Source organism: Allgaiera indica, assembly GCF_900106675.1.
Classification (GTDB): domain Bacteria; phylum Pseudomonadota; class Alphaproteobacteria; order Rhodobacterales; family Rhodobacteraceae; genus Acidimangrovimonas; species Acidimangrovimonas indica.
This window is the reverse complement of record NZ_FNOB01000008.1, coordinates 184,678-205,349: the sequence shown is the minus strand read 5'-3', so window position 1 is coordinate 205,349 and position 20,672 is coordinate 184,678. Positions and strand designations below refer to the sequence as shown.

At 66.2% G+C, this 20,672-nt stretch carries 18 protein-coding genes; 12 read left to right on the top strand and 6 right to left on the bottom strand.

Features of this window, described 5'->3' with window-relative positions; genetic code table 11:
- Positions 1–211 precede the first annotated feature (211 nt).
- The 6 genes from gmd to BLV97_RS09675 all read left to right on the top strand — a co-directional run bounded on the left by gmd (position 212) and on the right by BLV97_RS09675 (position 8,888).
- Positions 212–1,330, top strand: a complete 1,119-nt coding sequence (gene gmd / locus BLV97_RS09700) for a GDP-mannose 4,6-dehydratase (protein ID WP_035841355.1) — start codon at positions 212–214, stop codon at positions 1,328–1,330.
- A 3-nt stretch (positions 1,331–1,333) separates the two neighbouring features.
- Complete coding sequence (gene fcl, locus BLV97_RS09695) at positions 1,334–2,299, top strand: GDP-L-fucose synthase (protein WP_035841352.1); 966 nt, start codon at positions 1,334–1,336, stop codon at positions 2,297–2,299.
- Between the two features lie 148 nt (positions 2,300–2,447).
- The gene (locus BLV97_RS09690; protein ID WP_244521002.1) at positions 2,448–4,583 is read left to right on the top strand and encodes a YjbH domain-containing protein; all 2,136 of its coding nucleotides are present in this window, start codon (positions 2,448–2,450) and stop codon (positions 4,581–4,583) included.
- On the top strand, positions 4,580–5,239 hold the full coding sequence (locus BLV97_RS09685; RefSeq protein ID WP_035845100.1) for a YjbF family lipoprotein: 660 nt from the start codon (positions 4,580–4,582) through the stop codon (positions 5,237–5,239). Before BLV97_RS09690 ends, BLV97_RS09685 begins: the two co-directional genes overlap by 4 nt.
- Before the next feature lie 88 nt (positions 5,240–5,327).
- Positions 5,328–6,173: a 3-deoxy-8-phosphooctulonate synthase gene (gene kdsA, locus BLV97_RS09680; protein WP_035845098.1), complete on the top strand. Its 846-nt coding sequence runs from the start codon at positions 5,328–5,330 to the stop codon at positions 6,171–6,173.
- A 135-nt stretch (positions 6,174–6,308) separates the two neighbouring features.
- The gene (locus BLV97_RS09675; RefSeq protein ID WP_143037508.1) at positions 6,309–8,888 is read left to right on the top strand and encodes a calcium-binding protein; all 2,580 of its coding nucleotides are present in this window, start codon (positions 6,309–6,311) and stop codon (positions 8,886–8,888) included.
- Positions 8,889–8,939: 51 nt separating this feature from the next.
- On the opposite strand, the gene BLV97_RS09670 is transcribed toward BLV97_RS09675, so the two are convergent.
- Positions 8,940–9,599 carry an ABC transporter ATP-binding protein gene (locus BLV97_RS09670; RefSeq protein WP_035845094.1) on the bottom strand — a complete coding sequence of 220 codons (660 nt, stop codon included), beginning with the start codon at positions 9,597–9,599 and terminating at the stop codon, positions 8,940–8,942.
- Positions 9,596–10,852, bottom strand: coding sequence for a KpsE/RkpR family capsule polysaccharide export protein (locus BLV97_RS09665; RefSeq protein ID WP_244521001.1), 1,257 nt, complete (start codon positions 10,850–10,852; stop codon positions 9,596–9,598). The genes BLV97_RS09670 and BLV97_RS09665 overlap by 4 nt, the downstream gene beginning before the upstream one ends.
- Before the next feature lie 102 nt (positions 10,853–10,954).
- Here BLV97_RS09665 and BLV97_RS09660 point away from each other — a divergent pair, with 102 nt between their 5' ends.
- The 5 genes from BLV97_RS09660 (at position 10,955) to idi (ending at position 16,725) form a co-directional block, all read left to right on the top strand.
- Positions 10,955–11,773, top strand: coding sequence for an ABC transporter permease (locus BLV97_RS09660; protein ID WP_308430847.1), 819 nt, complete (start codon positions 10,955–10,957; stop codon positions 11,771–11,773).
- 1 nt (position 11,774) lies between these two features.
- On the top strand, positions 11,775–14,027 hold the full coding sequence (locus BLV97_RS09655) for a glycoside hydrolase family 99-like domain-containing protein (protein WP_081825144.1): 2,253 nt from the start codon (positions 11,775–11,777) through the stop codon (positions 14,025–14,027).
- A 2-nt stretch (positions 14,028–14,029) separates the two neighbouring features.
- A complete protein-coding gene (locus BLV97_RS09650; protein ID WP_035845092.1) occupies positions 14,030–15,073 on the top strand; it encodes a hypothetical protein in 1,044 nt (347 codons plus the stop codon).
- Between the two features lie 83 nt (positions 15,074–15,156).
- A complete protein-coding gene (locus tag BLV97_RS09645; protein WP_035845090.1) occupies positions 15,157–16,098 on the top strand; it encodes a glycosyltransferase family 2 protein in 942 nt (313 codons plus the stop codon).
- A 96-nt stretch (positions 16,099–16,194) separates the two neighbouring features.
- Positions 16,195–16,725 (top strand): isopentenyl-diphosphate Delta-isomerase, encoded by a 531-nt coding sequence (gene idi / locus BLV97_RS09640; RefSeq protein ID WP_035845088.1) that lies wholly within the window; start codon positions 16,195–16,197, stop codon positions 16,723–16,725.
- Here the strand turns inward: idi and pip are convergent.
- The gene (gene pip / locus BLV97_RS09635; RefSeq protein ID WP_035845086.1) at positions 16,722–17,720 is read right to left on the bottom strand and encodes a prolyl aminopeptidase; all 999 of its coding nucleotides are present in this window, start codon (positions 17,718–17,720) and stop codon (positions 16,722–16,724) included. The genes idi and pip overlap by 4 nt on opposite strands.
- Before the next feature lie 67 nt (positions 17,721–17,787).
- Between pip and ubiG the strand changes: the two genes are divergently transcribed.
- Positions 17,788–18,531, top strand: a complete 744-nt coding sequence (ubiG, locus tag BLV97_RS09630; protein WP_092164034.1) for a bifunctional 2-polyprenyl-6-hydroxyphenol methylase/3-demethylubiquinol 3-O-methyltransferase UbiG — start codon at positions 17,788–17,790, stop codon at positions 18,529–18,531.
- A 130-nt stretch (positions 18,532–18,661) separates the two neighbouring features.
- On the opposite strand, the gene BLV97_RS09625 is transcribed toward ubiG, so the two are convergent.
- The 3 genes from BLV97_RS09625 to BLV97_RS09615 all read right to left on the bottom strand — a co-directional run bounded on the left by BLV97_RS09625 (position 18,662) and on the right by BLV97_RS09615 (position 20,641).
- A complete protein-coding gene (locus BLV97_RS09625; protein ID WP_035845077.1) occupies positions 18,662–19,039 on the bottom strand; it encodes a hypothetical protein in 378 nt (125 codons plus the stop codon).
- A gap of 7 nt (positions 19,040–19,046) precedes the next feature.
- Positions 19,047–19,820, bottom strand: a complete 774-nt coding sequence (locus tag BLV97_RS09620; RefSeq protein WP_035845075.1) for a DUF6478 family protein — start codon at positions 19,818–19,820, stop codon at positions 19,047–19,049.
- A 107-nt stretch (positions 19,821–19,927) separates the two neighbouring features.
- On the bottom strand, positions 19,928–20,641 hold the full coding sequence (locus tag BLV97_RS09615) for a hypothetical protein (RefSeq protein WP_092164033.1): 714 nt from the start codon (positions 20,639–20,641) through the stop codon (positions 19,928–19,930).
- Positions 20,642–20,672: the final 31 nt, after the last annotated feature.

The window sequence follows — 20,672 nt, the reverse complement described above, 5'->3', positions numbered from 1 at the left end:
CTCACCGGCGCCATCCTCAACGGATACAAACTCTCCGAAGCCGCAAAAGACGGAACACAATACGCATATTACAACTACAGATACGCCTATAAGTCCAAATCCTCCGACTGAAAACGGAAGCAATGCCGCGAAAGGCACGCCACCCTTGCCCGGGGCGCCAGTGCTGGGCTAGGGCTGTCGCAGGTCGCATCCGGAAGGGACATTGAAGACGATGAAGAAAGCCCTCATCACCGGCATCACGGGTCAGGACGGGTCCTACCTGGCGGAATTCCTGCTTGAGAAGGGCTATGAGGTGCACGGCATCAAGCGCCGGGCGTCGCTGTTCAACACGCAGCGGGTGGATCACCTTTACGAGGATCCCCATGCGCCCGCGCCGCGGCTGAAGCTGCATTACGGCGATCTGACCGACAGTTCGAACCTGATCCGGCTGATCCGCGACATCGAGCCGGACGAGGTGTACAACCTCGGCGCCCAAAGCCATGTCGCCGTCAGCTTCGAGGCGCCCGAATACACTGCCGATGTGGACGCGCTTGGCACCCTGCGCCTGTTGGAGGCGATCCGCTTCCTGGGGCTAGAGGGCAAGACCCGCTTTTACCAGGCCTCGACCTCGGAGCTTTACGGCCAGGTACAGGAGGTGCCGCAGCGCGAAACCACGCCGTTCCACCCGCGCAGCCCTTACGCGGTGGCGAAGATGTATGCCTATTGGATCGCGGTGAACTACCGCGAGGCCTACGGGATCTATGCCTGCAACGGCATCCTCTTCAACCACGAGAGCCCGCGCCGGGGCGAGACCTTCGTCACCCGCAAGATCACCCGGGGGCTGGCCAATATCGCGCTGGGGCTGGAGCCCTGCCTTTACATGGGCAATATCGACGCGCTGCGCGACTGGGGCCACGCCAAGGATTACGTCCGCATGCAGTGGATGATGCTGCAGCAAGAGGCGCCCGAGGATTTCGTCATCGCCACCGGCAAGCAATATTCGGTGCGCGAGTTCGTCACCTGGTCGGCGGCAGAGCTGGGCCTGACGCTGGAGTTTTCCGGCACCGGCGTGGACGAGACCGCAACCGTGGTATCGGTGGACGGCGACCTTGCGCCGGCGGTGCAGCCCGGCGACGTGATCCTGCGCATCGACCCGCGCTATTTCCGCCCCGCCGAGGTCGAGACGCTGCTGGGCGATCCGTCCAAGGCCAAGCAAAAGCTGGGCTGGGTGCCCGAGATCACCGCGCAGGAGATGTGCGCCGAGATGGTGGCCGAGGATCTGAAGGCCGCGCGCCGTCATGCGCTTTTGCGCGAACACGGGCTGGACCTGCCGGTCAGCCAGGAGGGCTAGGCGATGGCACGGATCTATGTTGCGGGTCACCGCGGGATGGTGGGCGGGGCGATCCTGCGCCGGCTGCAGGCGCGCGGCACGGATGAGGTGATCACCCGGACCTCGGCGGAACTCGATCTGACCGACCAGGCCGCGGTGCGCGCGTTCTTTGCCGCGGAACGGCCCGATGTGGTGATCCTGGCCGCCGCCAAGGTGGGCGGGATCGTCGCCAACGACAGCTACCCGGCCGAATTCATCCGCGACAACCTGATGATCGAATGCAACGTGATCCACGAGGCCCACGCCGCCGGGGTGCAGCATCTGCTGCAGCTGGGATCGTCGTGCATCTACCCGAAGATGGCGCCGCAGCCGATGGCCGAGGACGCGCTGCTGACCGGCCCGCTGGAGCCCACGAATGAGCCCTATGCGATCGCCAAGATCGCCGGGATCAAGCTGTGCGAAAGCTACAACCGGCAATACGGGCGCGATTACCGCTCGGTGATGCCGACGAACCTTTATGGTCCCGGCGACAACTTTCATCCGCAGAATTCCCACGTCCTGCCTGCCCTGATCCGCCGCTTCCACGAGGCCGTGCAGGACGGGCGCGACGAGGTGGTGATCTGGGGGTCTGGACGGCCGATGCGCGAGTTCCTGCATGTCGACGACATGGCCGAGGCCTCGCTTTTTGTGCTGGATCTGCCCAAGGCGGTCTATGACCGCGAGACCGAGCCGATGCTGAGCCATATCAACGTGGGCTCGGGCACCGACGTCACCATTCGCGAACTGGCCGAAACGGTGGCGCGGGTGACGGGGTTCGAGGGCCGGCTGAGCTTTGACGCGACGAAGCCCGACGGCACGCCGCGCAAGCTGATGGACGTAAGCCGCCTGGCGCGGTTGGGCTGGTGCGCGACGATCCCGCTGGAGCAGGGCATCGCCGAGACCTACCGCTGGTTCCTGGAACAGCCAGCGGATGCGCTGCGCGCCAAATAGGTCCGCCGCGGACGTCGGGGCTTGTTCAGTGACGCCATTTGGCCACAGCTTTTGGGGTTTGGTCTCTGGTTCGGGGTTTCTGGTCTGGGTTGAATTGCTGCGGCCTGGGCGCTTGCCTAATGTGCGGCGTCAGATGGGGGGCTTCGGCGTGGCACAGAAGAACGACAGATGGGGCAGGCTGCTGCCGGCGCTGCTTTCCAGCGCGGCGCTGGTCGGGGCGCCTGCGGTGCGCGCGCAAGCGGCCGTGACGGGCCCCGGTGCGCCGAGCCTGAACTTCTATGGCGTGTCGGGGCTGATCGACATGCCCTCGGCCCAGCCGCAACCCGATGGCCAGTTCGACCTGAGCGTGTCGCATTTCGGCGGCACCACCCGCACCACGATGACCTTTCAGATCTCGCCGCGGATTTCGGGAAGTTTCCGGTATTCCTCGATCTTGCACTGGGGGTCGCCCACCGGCCAGCACCTCTATGATCGCAGCCTCGACCTGCGGTTTCAGCTGCTGCGCGAACATGGCTACCTGCCCGATCTGGCCATCGGGGTTCAGGATCTGGCCGGCACCGGGGTCTATTCCAGCGAATATCTCGTGGCGACCAAGTCGCTCGGGCCCCGGCTGAAGGTGACGGCGGGGCTGGGCTGGGGGCGGCTTGGCAGCTATGGCGCGATCGGTTCGCCCTTTGGGCCGCGGCCGGCAAACAATTTCGGCTATGGCGGCACGCCGCATCCCGGCGAATGGTTCCGCGGCCCGATGGCGCCCTTTGGCGGGATCGAGTGGCAGGCGACCGACCGGCTTGACTTCAAGCTCGAATATTCCTCGGACGCCTATACGCAGGAGGTGAAGGCCGGCCTGTTCCAGCGCCGCTCGCCCTGGAACGCGGGGGTCGAATACCGCGTCAACAAGCAGCTGCGGCTGGGGGCCTATTACCTTTACGGTTCCAAGGTGGGGATCAGCCTGCAGATGGCGCTGAACCCGAACGACCGGCCGACCGGCGGGGTGCTGGGGCCGGGGCCGCTGCCGATCGCGCCCCGGCCCGCGCGCGCCGCGGACCCGGCGGCCTATGCCACCGGCTGGGTGGTGGAGCCGGGCAAGGTGGACAGCCTGCGCGACCAGACCGCCAAGCTGCTGGCCGCCGAGGGGCTGGAGCTGCAATCGCTGTCGGTCGATGGCACCACCGCGCAGCTGCGTATCGTCAACAAGCAGTACAAATCCGTGCCGCAGGCGATCGGGCGGGCGGCGCGGGCGCTGAGCCGCAGCATGCCGGCCTCGGTCTCGACCTTCCAGATCGTGCCGATGGTGGCTGGCGTGCCGGCCTCGATGGTGACGATCCGGCGCGCCGATCTGGAACGGCTGGACTTCGCCCCCGACAATGCCGTGGCGCTGCGCAAGCGGGTGACGATCGGCGATCCGACGGCGCCGTTCGCGCTGTCCGCGCCGGGCCACATCCCGCGCTTCACCTGGGGGATCGGGCCCTATGTCCGGGCAAGCCTGTTTGATCCCCAGGATCCGGTGCGCGCCGATTTCGGGCTGCGGCTGGGCGCGGGCTATCGCCTGGCGCCGGGGCTGATCCTGTCGGGCGCGGTGACCAAGAAGATCGTCGGCAATCTGGACCAGTCGACACGGGTGTCGAATTCCAAGCTGCCGCATGTGCGCTCGGACGCGAACCTTTACGACAAATACGGCGACCCGGCGCTGGAGCGACTGCAACTGGCCTGGTATCGCCACCCGGCGGAGAACATCTACACCCGGGTGACGGTGGGCTATCTGGAACGCATGTTCGGCGGCATCTCGGCCGAGGTGCTGTGGAAGCCGGTCGCCAGCCGCCTCGCCCTGGGGGCCGAGCTGAACTACGTCAAGCAGCGCGCCTACAGCGATGGCCTGGGCTTTCGCAATTACCAGGTGGCGACGGGCCATGTCTCGGCCTATTACCAGTTCAACGGCGGCTATTTCGGCGAGATCGACGCGGGCCGCTATCTGGCCGGCGACTGGGGCGCGACGGTGACCTTCGACCGCGTCTTCGCCAATGGCTGGCGGGTCGGGGCCTTCGTGACCAAGACCAATGTCTCGGCCGCGCAATTCGGCGAAGGCTCGTTCGACAAGGGGCTGCGGATCCAGATCCCGCTGTCCTGGGCCCTGGGCTATCCGACCCAGGCCGGCAAGCTGAGCGTGATCCATCCGCTGAGCCGCGACGGCGGCGCGCGTCTGGATGTGCAGGGGCGGCTTTACGAGATGCTACGCGACAACCACCGCTACGCGATCGACCAGGATTGGGGGAGGGTGTGGCGATGACCCCGATGGGACGCACGCTTGTGGTGCTGGCATTGGCCGCTGTCGGCCTGGCCGGCTGTAGCTCGAACAAGGTGGCCGAGGGGCAGGACAAGCTCTATCTGCGCACCGCCAAGCAGGTGCTGAGCTTCAAGAAACCGGCGCAGCCGCATCTGACGCGGGCGCAGATCACGTCGCTGAAGCGGCCGCTGTATCTGGCGGTGCTGCCGAAGCGCGGCGCGCGGGCCTATCTGCTGCACATCGGGGCGAATGGCGATGTGGCGACCTGGTCGTCGACCGACGGGATCATGATCTCGCTGCGCGACGGGGTGGTGGTGCGCACCCTGGGGCTGGGTCAGGATCTGATGTCGGCGCGCCTGCCTTCGGCGGCGGTGCTGCGCAAGGGCGCGGGGACGGTGAGCGCGACCTATTACTACCTGACCGGCGATGATCAGAGCTACGGCGTGCCGGTCACCTGCCAGCTAAGCCGCCTGGGCCGCCAGACGGTGCAGATCGCCGGGCTGAGCTATGCGACCATGCATGTGCGCGAGGCCTGCGCGGGCGAGGGCGGGCAATTCACCAACGACTACTGGATCGAGCCGAATGGACAGATCCGCAAGTCGCGCCAGTGGATCAGCAAGGAAGTCGGCTACCTCAAGCTCGAGGACCTGCGCCCATAGGCCGGGGCGAGATCAGCCCATTGTTCGCCGTCTCGCGATCGCCTAGGGAATAGCCAGCCCTTGAAACAGCAACACGGGATGGCCCGCGATGACAGAGATTGAGCTTGGCGATTTCACGATCGGCAACACCCGGCCGATGATCCTGATCGGCGGCGTCAACGTGATCGAATCGCGCGATCTGGTGATGCGCGCCGCCGAAAGCTTTGCCGAGACGACGCGCAAGCTGGGCATGCCCTATGTCTTCAAGGCCTCGTTCGACAAGGCCAACCGCTCCTCGATCCGTTCCTTCCGCGGGCCGGGCCTGGAAGAGGGGCTGAAGATCCTGGCCGAGGTCAGGGAAACTTTCGCGGTGCCGGTGATCACCGATATCCACGAACCGCATCAGGCCGCCCCGGTGGCCGAGGTTTGCGATATCCTGCAGATCCCCGCCTTCCTGGCGCGGCAGACCGATCTGTTGATCGCGGCGGCCCGGACCGGGGCGGTGATCAACGTGAAGAAGCCGCAGTTCATGAGCCCCGGCCAGGTGGGCAACCTGGTAGAAAAGCTGCATGAAGCCGACAATGACCGCGTCATGCTGTGCGAACGAGGCGCCAATTTCGGCTATGACAACCTGGTCGTCGACATGCTGGGCTTTCGCGTCATGCGCGATGTCACCAACGACGCCCCGGTGATCTTCGACGCCACCCATGCGCTGCAAACCCGCGAATCCGGGGCCAGCGCCTCGGGCGGGCGGCGGCGGCAGGTGGCCGATTTGTCGCGCGCGGGCTTGGCCGTGGGCATCGCGGGGCTGTTCATCGAGGCACATCCCGATCCGGACGCCGCACTTTGCGACGGCCCAAGCGCGTTGCCGCTGGATCTGCTGCCCGCCTTCCTGGCGCAGATGAAGGCGATCGACGATCTGGTGAAATCCCTGCCGCCGCTAGAGATCCGCTGATCCATTACCCCCGCCGCCCCGCGTGTCGTTGGGCATTTTAGGCGAAACCTCGAGATTTCCGCGCCGCCGGCCGGGCCGCTGTTGACGGCTCGGAAACTTTGCTCTGGCACAACGGGGATTGCACGGGGGTGCAGGGTGAAAAGGGGTGATGTGGTGGGCATCAAATATGCCGCGACCATCGTGGCGGATCCTGGCGTCATGTCGGCGGGGATCACGGATTTCTCGATCTTTGACAGCGGCGGCGGGCTGACGCTTTATTCCGCCACCGGGCCGGATGGTGGCCTGGCGGCCTATCGGATCGGGACGGATGGTACCGTCCGCGCGCTGAATCAGTTGCCTTTCGGGGCGGGTTCGACCCTTCCGACAGCCACCCGCCTGCTGCATGTGGATCTTGGGCTTGGAACCGATGGCCTGGCCGCGCTGGGGCGACAGGGTCCAACGCTAGACACGTTTCGGCTTGGCTTGGACGGGGCACTGGGGTCGGTGCGGGTGGATCTGACGCCGGATCTGGGCCTGGCCGAGACGCCGGGGCTGGGGCTGCAGCTGGGTGCTCATGTCGCGCTGGCGCAAGCCGATGGCGCCGTTCTGCGCAGCTTTGGCCGTGACGGCACGGGCCTGCTGGTGCAGCGCGACGCGGTGGATGTGATGGCGCAGACCGGGCTGAACCGGGGCGGCGGAATCACCGCGGTCTCCGGGGTCAGCGTCGGCGCGGATGATTATCTGCTGGTAGGTGTCGCGGGCGCCGATGTGGTGATGAGCTACGGCCTGGGCGCGGATGGCCGCTTGCAACTGGTCGATCAGATCGGGTTGACGTCGGGCCTGGGCATCGCCGATCCGACGGCGATCGAGACGGTCGCGATGGACGGGATCAGCTATGCGGTGATCGCCTCGGCCGGAAGTTCCAGCCTGACGGTGGCCCGGATCGGCGCCGATGGCAGGCTGACGCCGGTGGATCAGGTGCTCGACAGCCTTGCCACCCGGTTCGGCAGCGTGACCTCGCTGCGGGTGGTCCAGGCCGACGGGCATGTCTATGTCCTGGCCGGCGGGGCCGACGACGGGCTGAGCCTTCTGACCCTCACGCCGGGCGGACGGCTGGCGCATCTGGGCTCGGTCGAGGATACCGCAAGCCGCGCGCTTGCATCCGTGCAGGCGGTGGATCTGGGGGCCTTGGGCGGGGTGCTGAACCTGTTCGCCGCTTCAGCGACAGAGCAGGGGATCGCACATCTGACATTGTCCACGGCCGAACTGGGGACGGTGACCCGCGGCGCGCCGGGGGCGGTGACGGTTTCGGGGGGCGGCGGTGCCGACATCCTGATTTCCGGGGACGGCGCCAACAGCCTGCGCGGCAATGCCGGCGCCGATCTTTTCGTGTTCCGCCCCGAGGCGGCCCCGGCCGGCGGCAAACTGGGCGAGGTGCTGGATTATCAGCCGGGCGTGGACCGGCTGGATCTGTCGGCGCTGCCGCTGTTTCACGGCGTGTCGCAGTTGAGCGTAGCGCAGCAAAGCTGGGGCGCACGGCTGAGCTATGGCGATTGGTGGGTCGATGTGCGCAGCGACGGCGGCGGCGCGCTGACGGCGGCGGATTTCACCGATCGGGATGTGGCGGATCTGGACCGCGTCTATCTGGGCAATGCCGGGGACGAGGCGGTGGTTCTGTCCGATGCGACGGTCAGCGGGCAATCGGGCGATGGGTCTGGTCCGGCTTCGGGCACCGCCGGGTCCGATGTGCTGGTCGGCACGGACGGCGGTGATCTGATCGCGGGCCTGGAAGGTGCCGACATGTTGCGGGGCGGTGCCGGTGCCGACATGCTGGACGGCGGCTCCGGCAACGACACGCTGGAGGGTGGTCCAGGTGCTGATTGGCTGATCGGCGGCGAGGGACTGTCGGATGTCGCAAGCTATTACGGCGCGGCCCAGGGAGTGGGCGTCAATCTGAAATCGCCTTCCGCGAATACCGGCGATGCCATGGGCGACAGCTATTTGGGGATCGAGGTGGTTCTGGGCTCTGTCCACGCCGACGATCTGCGCGGCGATGGCTATTCGAACACTCTGGTCGGGCGCGAGGGCGACGATTTGCTGCTGGGACGGGCCGGTCGCGACATGCTGCGCGGCGATGCCGGCAACGACACGATGGACGGCGGCTATGGCAGCGACACGCTGCGCGGCGGCGACGGCAACGACGTGCTGTACGGCAGTCAGGGCAATGACCGGATTCTGGGCGAGGCCGGCAACGACCGTATCGTCGCGATGCTGGGCAACAACAAGCTGTTCGCCGGGGCCGGGGCCGATACTGTGATGGACGGGCCGGGCGCCTCGCGGCTGATTGGGAATGCGGGGTCGGATTTCCTGGTCGGGGGCGCTGGCAATGACACCATCGTGGGCAATTCCGCGCATGATCGGCTGGCCGGCGGCGAGGGGCGCGACAAGATCGTGGGCGGAACCGGCAACGATTACATGGTTGGCAACAGCGGCAATGACTGGTTCGTTTTCAACCCCGGCTACGGCCGCGACACGATCGGCGATTTCAGCGTGGCCGAGGGCGATCAGCTTTACATCAACAGCGGGTTCGGCGCCGCAGATGCGCGCGCCGTTATGATGCTGGCGCGCGACACGGCGAAGGGGCTTGATTTCACCTTTGCCGACGGCACCGAAGTGCTGCTTGCCGGCCTGCACGACACCGCCGGCCTGGAGGCGCAGATCGTTATCTTCGGCTGACGGTTTCGGTGCCAGGCGTGGCGATCACAGGGGGCTTGCGTGATCTTCGGGCTACCCTCGGGTCAGATTTCGCTGGTGGTGAAGGATCGCGTCGCGCAGGGTTTCGTGCCAGGTCAGACGCCCGCCTTCCAGAACCGCGCCGCAGGTGCACAGCTTGCGCACCTGGCCCAGCGAATGCGACACATAGATCGCCCCCGCGGTGCGCAGCCGGTCGCGCAGCATCCGCTCGCTCTTCTTGCGGAAGCGCGCGTCGCCGACGCTGGTGACCTCGTCGATCAGGTAGTGATCGAACGGCAGACCCATCGAGGCACCAAAGCTCAGCCTTGCGCGCATCCCGGAGGAATAGGTGCGGAAGGGTTCGTGGAAATGCCGCCCCAACTCGGCAAAATCGGCGACGAAATCGACCAGTTCGTCGCTGTCGACGCCGTAGATGCGCGCCACGAATCGCACATTCTGCGCGCCGCTCAGATCGCCATGGAACGAGCCCGCGAAGCCCACCGGGTAGGACACCGACCCCTGCGCCAGGATCTGGCCCGAGGTTGGCTCCATCGTGCCGGCGATCATCTTCAGAAGAGAGCTTTTTCCAGCCCCGTTGCGGCCCAGCAGGGCGACCGACACCCCGGCCGGGAATGTCGCGGTGATGCGGTCGGCCACCACATGGCGGCGGCCGTGGATGCGGTAGGATTTGCTTAGCTCCACCAGACGGATCATCGCCGGTCGCGCACTGAGTAATAGATCAATGCCGCCACCGCCCAGCCCAGAACCAGGAAGGCCGCCAGCATGTTGAGCAGCATCGAACGGCGCGGATATTGCGGCGAATCGGCCAGGGTGGGGCGGATATAGGCCGCCAGATAGCGCGATTGCTGCTGCGCCTGTGACAGCGCCATGTCATAGGCCGCCAGCGCCGAGGTATAGGCGCGCTGGGCGAAGTCCTGATCGGCCGAGAGGCGCTCGTATTCGGAGACGAGTTGGGCGTAATTCTCGCCCGAAGGGCCTTTGCCGTTGGCGCTGAACCGGTCGCGTTCTTCTTCCATGCGCTGGCGAATCAACGCGATGCGCCGTTCCGACTGGCTGATGCGCAGATCACCCTTCTTGGTGTTCTCGCGTAGCAGGTCCAGGGCGATCAGAGCCTGCGCAAGCTGTTCCTGCAGCGAGTTCAGCAGCCCCATCTTGCCCTGGATATCGGCCGCCGGATCGACGATCCGGCTGCGCATGCGAAAGGCCGTCAGCGCCTCGCGCACGTCCTTCAGGCGGATCTTTGCGGTTTCCAGTTCCTGGCGGGCGTAGCGGGTGGCATCCTCGCGCGCGATGTCGGAAAGCGCGTTGATGCGGCGGTGGCTTTCGTCGAAGATCGCCCGGGCGATGCTTTGGGCATCGGCCGCCGCGAAAGCGCGGGCGGTCAGTTCCATCAACCCGGTGGCAGGATCGTAGGAGAGGCTGATCATGCGGTTCCAGTAATCGGTCAGCCCCTCGATCCCGACCTGTGGGTCAAGGCCAAAGACCGGGTCCGTCGCATGGGCGGGCGACCAGAGGGCGCGCAGATCGGCCTGCTTGTCCACGGCGCGCACCATCTCCTGGCTCTGGATGAACTGATAGAGGATGTCCATGTCGGAAGATGAGGACGCCCCGCCCGCCAGCGCCGAAAGCCCGCCCAGCAGATCCAGGGACGAACGCATCTGTTCGGTGCGCACCGCAAAGCCCACGGTCGAGCCGTATTGATCCGCCGCAACCTTCCACAGATAGCCCCCGGCGATCAGCACCGGCAGCAAAACGACCAGGATGAAACTGATGATCAGCCCCTTGTGGCGCAACCGCAGCCGGGCGCGGCGGGCCACCGGGCGCAGCGCGGGCGGATCGGGCGCCACGATCCGCTGCACGCGGGGCATCTGCGTCGGGGCCTTCGCGGGCGGCTTGCGATGCGCCACGGGCAGGGGTTTGGCATCAGGGGCGTCGGTGATCGTCATGATCGCCAATTCACCACGGAAGGATTGAGCCTTCTTTAACCGCTTTGCCGCAGTCTCGCCCCTGACGGCCAGAATGGTCTCCGGCGTGGAAGGGAGGAACGCGTGCGCACAGCGGCATATCAGCCGGAAAACAAGCTCGGTCCCAGCGGACTGGGGCGATTCGCGCTGCCGCGCAGCGTGTTGGCCCTGATGCTGCGCGAAATGGCCACGACCTACGGGCGTTCGCCCGGCGGCTATCTGTGGGCGCTGATCGATCCGATCGGGGGTATCGCGATTTTGACCTTCGTCTTCACCTTCTTCCTGCATCGCCCGCCGCTGGGCGAGAATTTTCCTCTGTTCTACGCCACTGGCTATCTGCCGTTCCTGATCTACAACGCCATCGCGCAGAATCTGTCGCAGGCGATCCTTTATTCGAAACCGCTGCTGGCCTACCCGCGGGTCAGTTTCGTCGATGCGCTGCTGGCGCGATTCGTGCTGGCGTTCCTGACCCAGGTGCTGGCGATGTATCTGGTGATCCTGGGGATCGTCATCGTCTTCGACCTACGGTTGTGGCCACAGCCTTGGGCGATCCTGAACGCGCTGGGCATGGCGGCGGCACTGGGCGCGGGGGTGGGCGTGCTGAACTGCTATCTCACCACCGCCTTTCCCGCCTGGGCCCGGGTCTGGGCCATCGCCACGCGGCCGCTGTTCCTGATTTCGGGGGCCTTCTTCCTGTATGAGGGCCTGCCGCTGACCGCGCGAGAGGTCCTGTGGTTCAACCCGCTGATCCACGTCACCGCCGAGATGCGGGCCGGTTTCTACACGATCTACCCGGCGGCCTTCGTCACGCCGGCCTATGTCTACCTGCTGTCCTTGGTGTTGCTGGCAGCGGGGCTGATGCTGCTGAGGCGGCAGTCGCGCAACATGGCCGCGGAGGGTTGAGATGAGCGCTACCGGATGGATCGACCGTACCTTTTTGCACACCCCGATCTGGGGCCGCGGATTGCACCGGGCCCGGGTGCTCGTGCGTTTTCTTCTTCCGGCGCCCTGGCGCTGGTCCTACGCGCGAGAGATGCGATGCTCGCGTCTTTTCGACCGCCAGTTCTATCGCACGACCAATCCACATCTGCATCCGCTGTTCCGGGCCTGGCCCGAACGCCACTTCGCCATTTTCGGCGAAGCGATGGGCCTGCGCCCCAACCCCGATTTCTGTCCGCGCGCCTATCTTGCGCTCAATCCCGACCTTGCGGGTCAGACGGCCGCGCCCTTCCGCCATTACCTGCGTGCCGGCCGGCATGAGCTGCGCCCCACCAAGACCCTGCCGCCGGTGGACCGCACGCTGCCGATCCGGCCGCCGGTGCTGCGCCCAAGGCCCGCGACGGCCCCGATCGCCCTGGTGGTTCATATCTACTATCACGACATGTGGCCCGAGATCGCGGCGGCGATCGACGCGGCCGGGCTGGAACATGATCTGTTCGTGACCATCACCCACAAGGGCCCTCCGTCCGAGGCCCTGCGTGACCGCATCGCGCTCAGCCACCCGCGGGCCCGGGTGATCCTGATGCCCAATCACGGGCGCGACATCTTCCCCTTCCTGCATCTGGCCAATGCCGGCCTGCTGGACGGCTACAGCGCCATCGGCAAGCTGCACACCAAGAAATCCCCCCACCGCCAGGACGGCGACCATTGGCGTCGTCACCTGATCGGCGGCATTCTGCCCGGCTCCGACACCGCCGACCTGCTGGCGCGCTTCCTGGCAGATCCGCAGGCGGGCTTCTGGGTCGCGGACGGGCAGCAATACGAGGGCGATGAGTGGTGGGGATCGAATCGCCGCAAGGTCGCGCATCTGCTGCATCGGGTCGAGATCCGCGACGATGATTTCGCGCTCTCCTTTCCGGCCGGGTCGATCTACTGGATGAAGCCGTTGATGCTGACGATGCTGAAGGGTTTGCGGCTGAATCAGGCAATATTCGAGCCTGAAACGGGCCAGGTCGACGGGACGCTGGCCCATGCGGTGGAACGGGCGCTGGGGCATCTGGTGCAGGCCGCCGGGATGCGGATCGTTCAGACCTCGCAACTGATCGAGACGCCGCCGCCCCCCGCCCCGGTGCGGCCGGGTTTCGTCTCGGCCGCCTATTTGCCGCAGTTTCATCCGACCGAGGAAAATGACGCCTGGTGGGGCAAGGGCTTCACCGAATGGGCTTCGGTCACCCGGGCGCAGCCCCAGTTCCCCGGTCATCACCAGCCGATGCTGCCGGGAGAGTTGGGTTTCTACGACCTGCGACTGACCGAGGTGATGGCGCGGCAGGCGCAGCTGGCGCGCGGCGCGGGGATCGATGCCTTCTGCGTCTACCATTACTGGTTCGACGGAAAACGGGTTCTGCAGCAGCCGATGGAACGGCTTCTGGCCAGTCCAGAGACGGATTTCCCCTTCTATCTGTGCTGGGCGAACGAAAGCTGGCGGCGCAACTGGGATGGCCTTTCGGGCGAGGTGCTGCTGAAACAAGGTTACGCGCCGGGGTTCGAGGCGGCGCTGGCGCGCGATCTGATGCCCTACATGCGCGATCCACGCTATGCCCGCCCCGACGGCATTCGGCCGCGTTTCGTCATCTACCGCCCCGAAGACATGCCCGAACCCGCGGCAAACATCGCCCGGCTGCGGGCGGCCTGGCGTGATCTGGGCCTGGGAGAGGTCGAGCTGGGCGCCATCCGTTTCCATGTCGCGGGCGAAAATCCGGTGGAGCAGAGCCTTTTCGACTTCTGGATCGAGATGCCTCCGCATGGCTTGGTGCAGGGGCCCGATATCCTGTTCGGCGGGCCCAGAGGAAATCGGCTGGGCCTGGCCCCGGCCGAGGGATTCGAGGGGCTGATCTACGATTACGCCGCGGTGATCCGCAACAGCCTGCGCGCCGATGCCGCGCGTCCCGACAGGCTGATTGCCGGGGTCATGCCGTCTTGGGACAATACCGCGCGGCGCGGCGCGGCCGGCCATATCGCCTATGGTGCCAATCCCGCTCGTTTCAATCACTGGCTTTCGCAGCTGGGGGCGGCGCGGCTTGGCGCCTCCTATCGTGGAGAGCTGTTCATCAACGCCTGGAACGAATGGGCCGAGAAGGCAATGCTGGAGCCGTCCGAGCAATACGGCCGCGCCTGCCTCGACATCCTGGCCCAGTGGACCGGTGCAACGCAGAGGTAGAGATGGCCCGACTTGTCCTTCACATCGGTCTGCACAAGACCGCGACGACCACGATTCAGGACACGCTGTTCCACAATCGGGCGTTGCTGAGCGATTACGGCCTGATCTACCCTTTCGTGGGCGAAACCCGCGGCCATCATGGGCTGGTCTCGCGCTGGGTGCCGATGCCGCGGCCCTATTCGCTGCGCGGCGACCCCGAGGCCGAATGGATCCGCATCGCCAAGGATTACGCCGATGCGGAAGGGATTGTCTTCCTGTCGTCCGAGGAATTCTCGCGCGCGCATCCGCGCCGGGTGGACCTGGACGATCTGCGCCGCCTGTCCGAGCCTTACGAGTCCGTTCAGGTGATCTGCATGCTCCGAGGCCAGCGGGCGTTCCTGCAATCGGTCTATGCCCAGATTTCGCGCGACCGTCCGGCCCCCGAGGTTCGCGCCTTTATCCGCTCCGCGCTGTCCAGCGGCTTCGCCGACGGGTTGTGGATGGATTATAAGGCCCTGGCCGCCCATCTAGAGACCGCTTTCCAACCCGATGAGCTGACCTTCCTTAGCTACGAAGCCGCGGCCGCGTCCGAAGGTGGCGTGGTGGGCGAGATGCTGCGCCAACTGGGCTTGCCGCTGGAGGCATCGGCGCTCAAGCCCTTCGGCGCCGGCAATGGCCGTTCGAATGTCTCTGCGGACCCGCTGGCGGCGATGGTGGCGGCAGCGATTTCGCGCCCGGGCGTGGCGCCGGCGCCCCTGATCGGGCTGGTCGATTCGGTGCTGCGCGGTCAATTCGGCGCCGAGATGCGCGGCACGATCTTCACGCCCGACGAAAGCGCCGAGATCGTCCGGCGCTTTTCCCCGTTGAACGCCAGTTTCGAAAGCTGGCGCAGCGCACTGCAGCCGGACCTGAAGCTGGCCTCCCTGTCCGTGTCGGGCGAGGAGATCGGCCGAGATCGCCTGACCCGCCCCGTCTGGGAAAAGATCGCGCGTGCCGTGTATCGCTCAGGCGACACCGCCCAGGCGGCCCGGGCGCGGAAGGAAGCGATGGTCGGGGCGTCGCCGTAAACCGCTGCGTAAGACCTGGCGCTTAGGCTGTGTGAATCGGGACAGGCCGTGGGGGCCGGCCCGACCAGCTGCAGGAGGCGCAGATGCCGCGGCCCGCCCGATCCGACGAAGTCACCATTCTGCTGGCGCTGTATAATGGCGCCCACAGCCTGGCTGATCAGTTGCAAAGCTATTGCGATCAGACCCACTCGGACTGGCGGCTGATCGCGTCGGACGACGGCTCGACCGACACCGGGCCGCAGATGGTAAGGGAGTTTGCCGCATCCGCTGGGGGGCGGCCGGTCAGCCTGATCGACGGGCCGTGTCGCGGTTTCGGGCAGAACTTCCTGCATCTGATCCGCGCCGCCGGACCTGATACGCCTTACGCGGCGCTTTCTGATCAGGATGACGTCTGGCTGCCGGACAAGATCGCGCGCGGGCTTGCGCATCTGGCCCGGGTGCCACCCGAGGTGCCCGCCCTTTACGGCAGCCGCACCTGGGTGTGCGACCGTGATCTGCGGCGGCTGTGCCTGTCACCGCTGTCGCGCCGCCCGCCCGATTTTCGCAACGCGCTGATGCAGTGCATCGCGGGCGGCAATACGATGATGCTGAACCGCGCCGCACTGGATCTTGCCCAATCCGCGGCGGACGAGGCGCGGCAGATCGTCTCGCACGATTGGTGGCTTTATCAGATCGTCTCGGGTGTCGGCGGGCAGGTGATCTATGACGCGCAGCCAACGGTACTTTACCGGCAACATGGCGGCAATCTGGTCGGCGCGAATGTCGATTTCCGGTCGCGTATGCGGCGCTTGCGGATGCTCTTGCGCGGCAGGCTTCGCGATTGGAACGCGATCAATCTGCGGGCGCTCGACGCCTCTGCCCACCGCTTGACCGAGGAAAACCAGCATCTTCTGCGGGGGTTCGCCCGGCTGCGGGCGGCGCCGGCGGGGGCACGTTTCGCGGGGATGCGCAGGCTTGGTCTTTACCGGCAAAGCCGACCAAGCCAGGCTGCGCTGCTGCTGGCGGCGCCATTGGGCCTGATCTGAGTCACGCCGGCATATTTCCGCCCTGTGTCATCTTGCCTTGGTGCGGTGGCTTTGCGAAGGGACTAGGCAGGATTTGGATAGTGAAGCGGTGGGTCCATGGACGACAGCATCCCTGCCTGGGTGGACGGCGCGCTTACGCCGTTGGAAAAGCTTGCCGTGCATCGCCGCGGCTTGCGGCACAAGGCCGTTTCGGTCTTCGTGCTGGATGGCGAGGAATTGCTGATCCAGCGTCGGGCGATGGGCAAGTATCACACCCCGGGCCTGTGGGCGAACACCTGCTGCACCCATCCGAAATGGGACGAGGCCCCGGTGGATTGCGCCGTACGTCGGTTGCATGAAGAGCTGGGGATCACCGGTCTTTACCCCAACCACCGTGACCGCGTGGAATACCGCGCCGATGTCGGCGACGGGATGATCGAACACGAGGTGGTGGATATCTACATCGCCTATGCCTCATCCGACATGAAGATCGTCCCCAACCCCGAAGAGGTGATGGCCGTGCGCTGGGTCAATCTCTTTGATCTGGACGCCGAGATCGCGCGCCATCCAGAACGTTTCACGCCCTGGCTGCGGATCTACATGCGCGAGCACAAGGGCCTGATTTTCGGCACGCTGATGCGTGGCTAGGCGCCTTGCAGGCCCAAAGCCCGGGCCGTCGCGCGAAATCCGTCGGTCGCCTTCACAAGCTCGGCGCTGATGCCCGGTTCGGACAGGGCGTGGCCGGCCAAGGGGACCATCTTCAAGTCGGCCCGCGGCCAACCTTCGGCAAGGTCATAGGCCGAGCGCGGAGGGCAGATCATGTCATGGCGGCCCTGGACGATCACCGCGGGGATATGGCTGATGCGCTGCTTTTGCGCCAGGATCCATCCGTCATGGTCCAGAAAGCCCTGGTGGGTGAAGTAGTGGTTCTCGAGCCGGGCGAAGGCATGGGCATATTCCGATGGCCCCTCGCCGCGCAGGCCGCCGCCTTCGATCGTGGCCAGGGCGTTCTCCCAGCCGGCCCAGAGCCGGGCAAAGCGGGTTTCCTCGGCGTAGTTGCCGCTGAACAGGCGACGGTGATAGGCGGCGATCAGGTCTTCGCGCTCGGCTTCGGGAATGGCACCGGCGAAACGGTCCCAAAGTTCGGGCCAGAAATTGCCCGCGCCGCCGCCGTAGAACCAGTTCAGCTCTCGGGCGGTCATCAGGAAGACGCCGCGCAGAACCAGCGCCGCCGACCGCTCGGGGTGCCGAATCGCGTAGATCAAGGACAGCGTCGCGCCCCAGCTGCCGCCGAAGACCATCCAGCGGGTGATACCCAGGGTTTCGCGGATCCGCTCCATGTCGGCGACGAGATCCCAGGTGGTGTTTGCCTTGACCGAGGCATGGGGGCGCGAGCGGCCGCAGCCGCGCTGGTCGAACAGGATGGTGCGATAGACGGAGGGGTCGAAATAGCGCCGCATGGCGGGGCTGCAACCGCCGCCCGGGCCGCCGTGCACGACGATCACCGGAATGCCGCGGGGCTGTCCGGATTGCTCGACGTAGATCGTGTGTCCGCCGCCGACCTCCATCATCCGCTGGTCGAAGGGTTCGATCGCGGGGTAAAGGAAGGCGCCTGCGTGCTTTTGGCCTGCGGTTTTGTCCATGGTTGATCTATATAACGCAAAAGCGCCCTCCGCCACGGGGGACGTGCCCGATTGGACAGGAGTTGAGATGGAAAGTGCAACCACCGTCGACGCCGCCGAAGTGGCCAAGTTCGAGGCGATGGCCGCCGAGTGGTGGGATCCGAACGGCAAATTCAAGCCGCTGCATCAGATGAATCCCTGCCGGCTGGATTACATCACCCGCCAGATCGCCGCTGAATTCGGCCGAGACCTGACGGCGCCGAAGCCTTTTGCCGGGTTGCGGCTGCTGGACATCGGCTGCGGCGGGGGGCTTCTGTCCGAGCCGATGGCGCGGCTGGGGGCCGAGGTCTTGGGCGCCGATGCGGCCGCGGGCAACATCCCCGTGGCGCAGTTGCACGCGCGGCAATCGGGGTTGGAGATCGACTATCGCAACGTCACTGCCGAGGCGCTGGCTGCGGCGGGCGAGCGGTTCGATGTGGTGCTGAACATGGAAGTGGTCGAGCATGTGGCCGATCCGCTGGCCTATATGAGAGCCTGCCACGATCTGCTGAAGCCCGCGGGGCTGATGATCTGCTCGACGTTGAACCGCAACGCCAAGAGTTTCGCGATGGCGATCGTGGGTGCCGAATGGGTGATGCGCTGGCTGCCGAAGGGCACGCATGAATGGCAGAAATTCATCACCCCGGACGAGTTGTATGACTTGATCCGTCGCGCCGGCCTGGAGCCGGTCGATCGCAAGGGCATGGTGTTCAACCCGGTTGGGTGGACCTGGAGCCTGTCAGCACGTGACCTGTCGGTGAACTATGTCACCACCTCGGTGCGGCGCGGCTGATCCAGCGGCGCGCGCGTTGCGCGCAAGCCTTTCGTCGGGGGGCGCGGCCCCCCGGGTTGGAGTATTTTCGCCAAGGTGAAGACATAGGCGCCTTCCCTTTCATTGTTCCCCAAATACGCGGGCGGCGCTGTCAGCCCTCGCCCTCGGCGCAATGGCGGCGGAAGGCCTTTTTCAGCATGTCGAGTTCGGCGCGCAGCAGGGCGAGTTCGGCGCGCAGATCGTCTTCCAGTGCGGCGCCCGTGACGATGGTGATGTGTTCAAGCAGCGTGCCGCTGGGGCCGTGGCGGATCAGGATGGTCTGGACGCCTTCGCTCAGCGCCGCGGCGGGGATCGGGACCTCCAGCCGCCAGTTGCCCGGCGCGGCGGGGTCGGGGGTCAGGCGGGTGCCGGGGACCGGCCGGTCGAGATGGGTGATCTCCAGCGCCGGCTCGGCCTCGTCGGTCCCGCTCAGGCGGCCGGTCCAGAGGCCCTCGGCGAATTGCAGCTTTGTCAGGGTCGGCACCGGCATGGGATCCTCAAATTTCGGCCCGGGGGCGGCGGCTGAAGGCCACATCGCGCAGGGTGATCTGGTTCATCCGCGGAGTTTCGAAGATCAGGTCGACCCAGATCTTTTCCACCCGTTTTTCGTTGATGTCGGAATAGCCAAGGTCGAATTCCACCATCACGGCGGGCGTTTGCAGGGGCAGTTCGCGCACCACCTGATCGGTGTTGGGGCCGTGCTTGACGTTCAATCGGGCGAAGATCTCGATCCGGCGTTCCAGATCAACGATCGCGTCCATGCGGATCACATGGCGCCGGCCCAGGCCCTGGCAGGCCTCAGGCGGGAAATCGAGCACCAATGACAGGAAGCTTCCGTCGAAGCGGAACACGTCAAGGCGCGCTGCGAAGGGTGCGCGGTCCTCGGCGGCGTGGTTGCGCAACTGGCGCAGCGACAGCTCGGACTTGTCGCAATCGTGGAAGATCGTGGCCTCTTGGCCCAGCTGGGTCTGATTGACGATTTCGGTCAGGCCGGGCGGATCCTGCGGGCAGCGCCAGAGCGCGGGGCGCCAGGCCCAATCGGACCCGATGGGTCTGCGCGGCCTGTCCGCGTCCATTGCGATCAGCGCCAGCTTGCCGTCGGCGGCATGGGTCAGGCGGTCGATCTCGCGGCGGATTTGCCCCGCCTCTCCATGCAGGGCACGCAGGGCGTTCGGATCCAGGCTGTCCATCGTCTTGATCGCCTGGCGCCAGCGCTTCAGCATCCGGCGTTGCGCGAACTGGTCAAGGAACTTGCCGAACTTGCCCTGCATCTTTCGCTGTCGATCCCCTGACGGTCCCTGATCCTGCGCCGGTTTCGGGTCAGTTTCAGGATGTATCGCCGGAAAGGGTGAACAAAACCACCCCTTGCGATCATTCCTTAGCCCGTGGTCTTGCGCGGGGCAGGGTGGGGCGATGCCGCGCGGACCTGGGCCATGAACGCGCGCAACAAGGCTTCGGAATGGCGCGCCGAGATCGGTCGCCCCGGCAGCCCGACGACCGAAAGGGTGACGATATGGCCGTTGAGATCGAAAAGCACCCGCCAGCTGACGGTCGGGTCGGGGCGGGCCGAACTGTCGCGCAGATGCAAAAAGAAGGCACCGTCGCCGTCGTAATGGCCCAGGATCGTCACCGTCCGCGCCTTGCCCGATCGGCTGAGCGCGGCGCGGCCGGCGCGCGATTCGAAATAGCGCGCCAGGCGCTTTTCCGACCCCGCGATTCCGGCGCCGCTGCTGCCGGCCGAGACCGCCGCGGTCAATATCGCGGGGGCCTGGGGCCGCGGCTGGGTGCTGACCCCCGAGATAGAGGCGCAGCTGCCCAGCAGCACGAAGGTGCCTGCCGTCGTATCCCGGCTGCCCTTGGTGTCGATGCAATAGCCCGCCGGTCCTTCGATCACCACGCTGCCGCGGGCGACAGGCATGCTGCGCGGAGCCGGTAGGCTGGTACAGCCCGCCACCAGAAGCAGCAGGACCGCCGCGGATTTCAAGGCCCAGCCCCGCGCGATCGACGGCGCTTTCGGGGGCGTCGGGTGCGCCGTTCGGGTGGCGCCAACGCGGGCGGGGCGCCGCGCCATGTCGGAACAGCGGGTGCGCATTGCGTGCTCCATCAGCAGGGTCGCCTTTCGC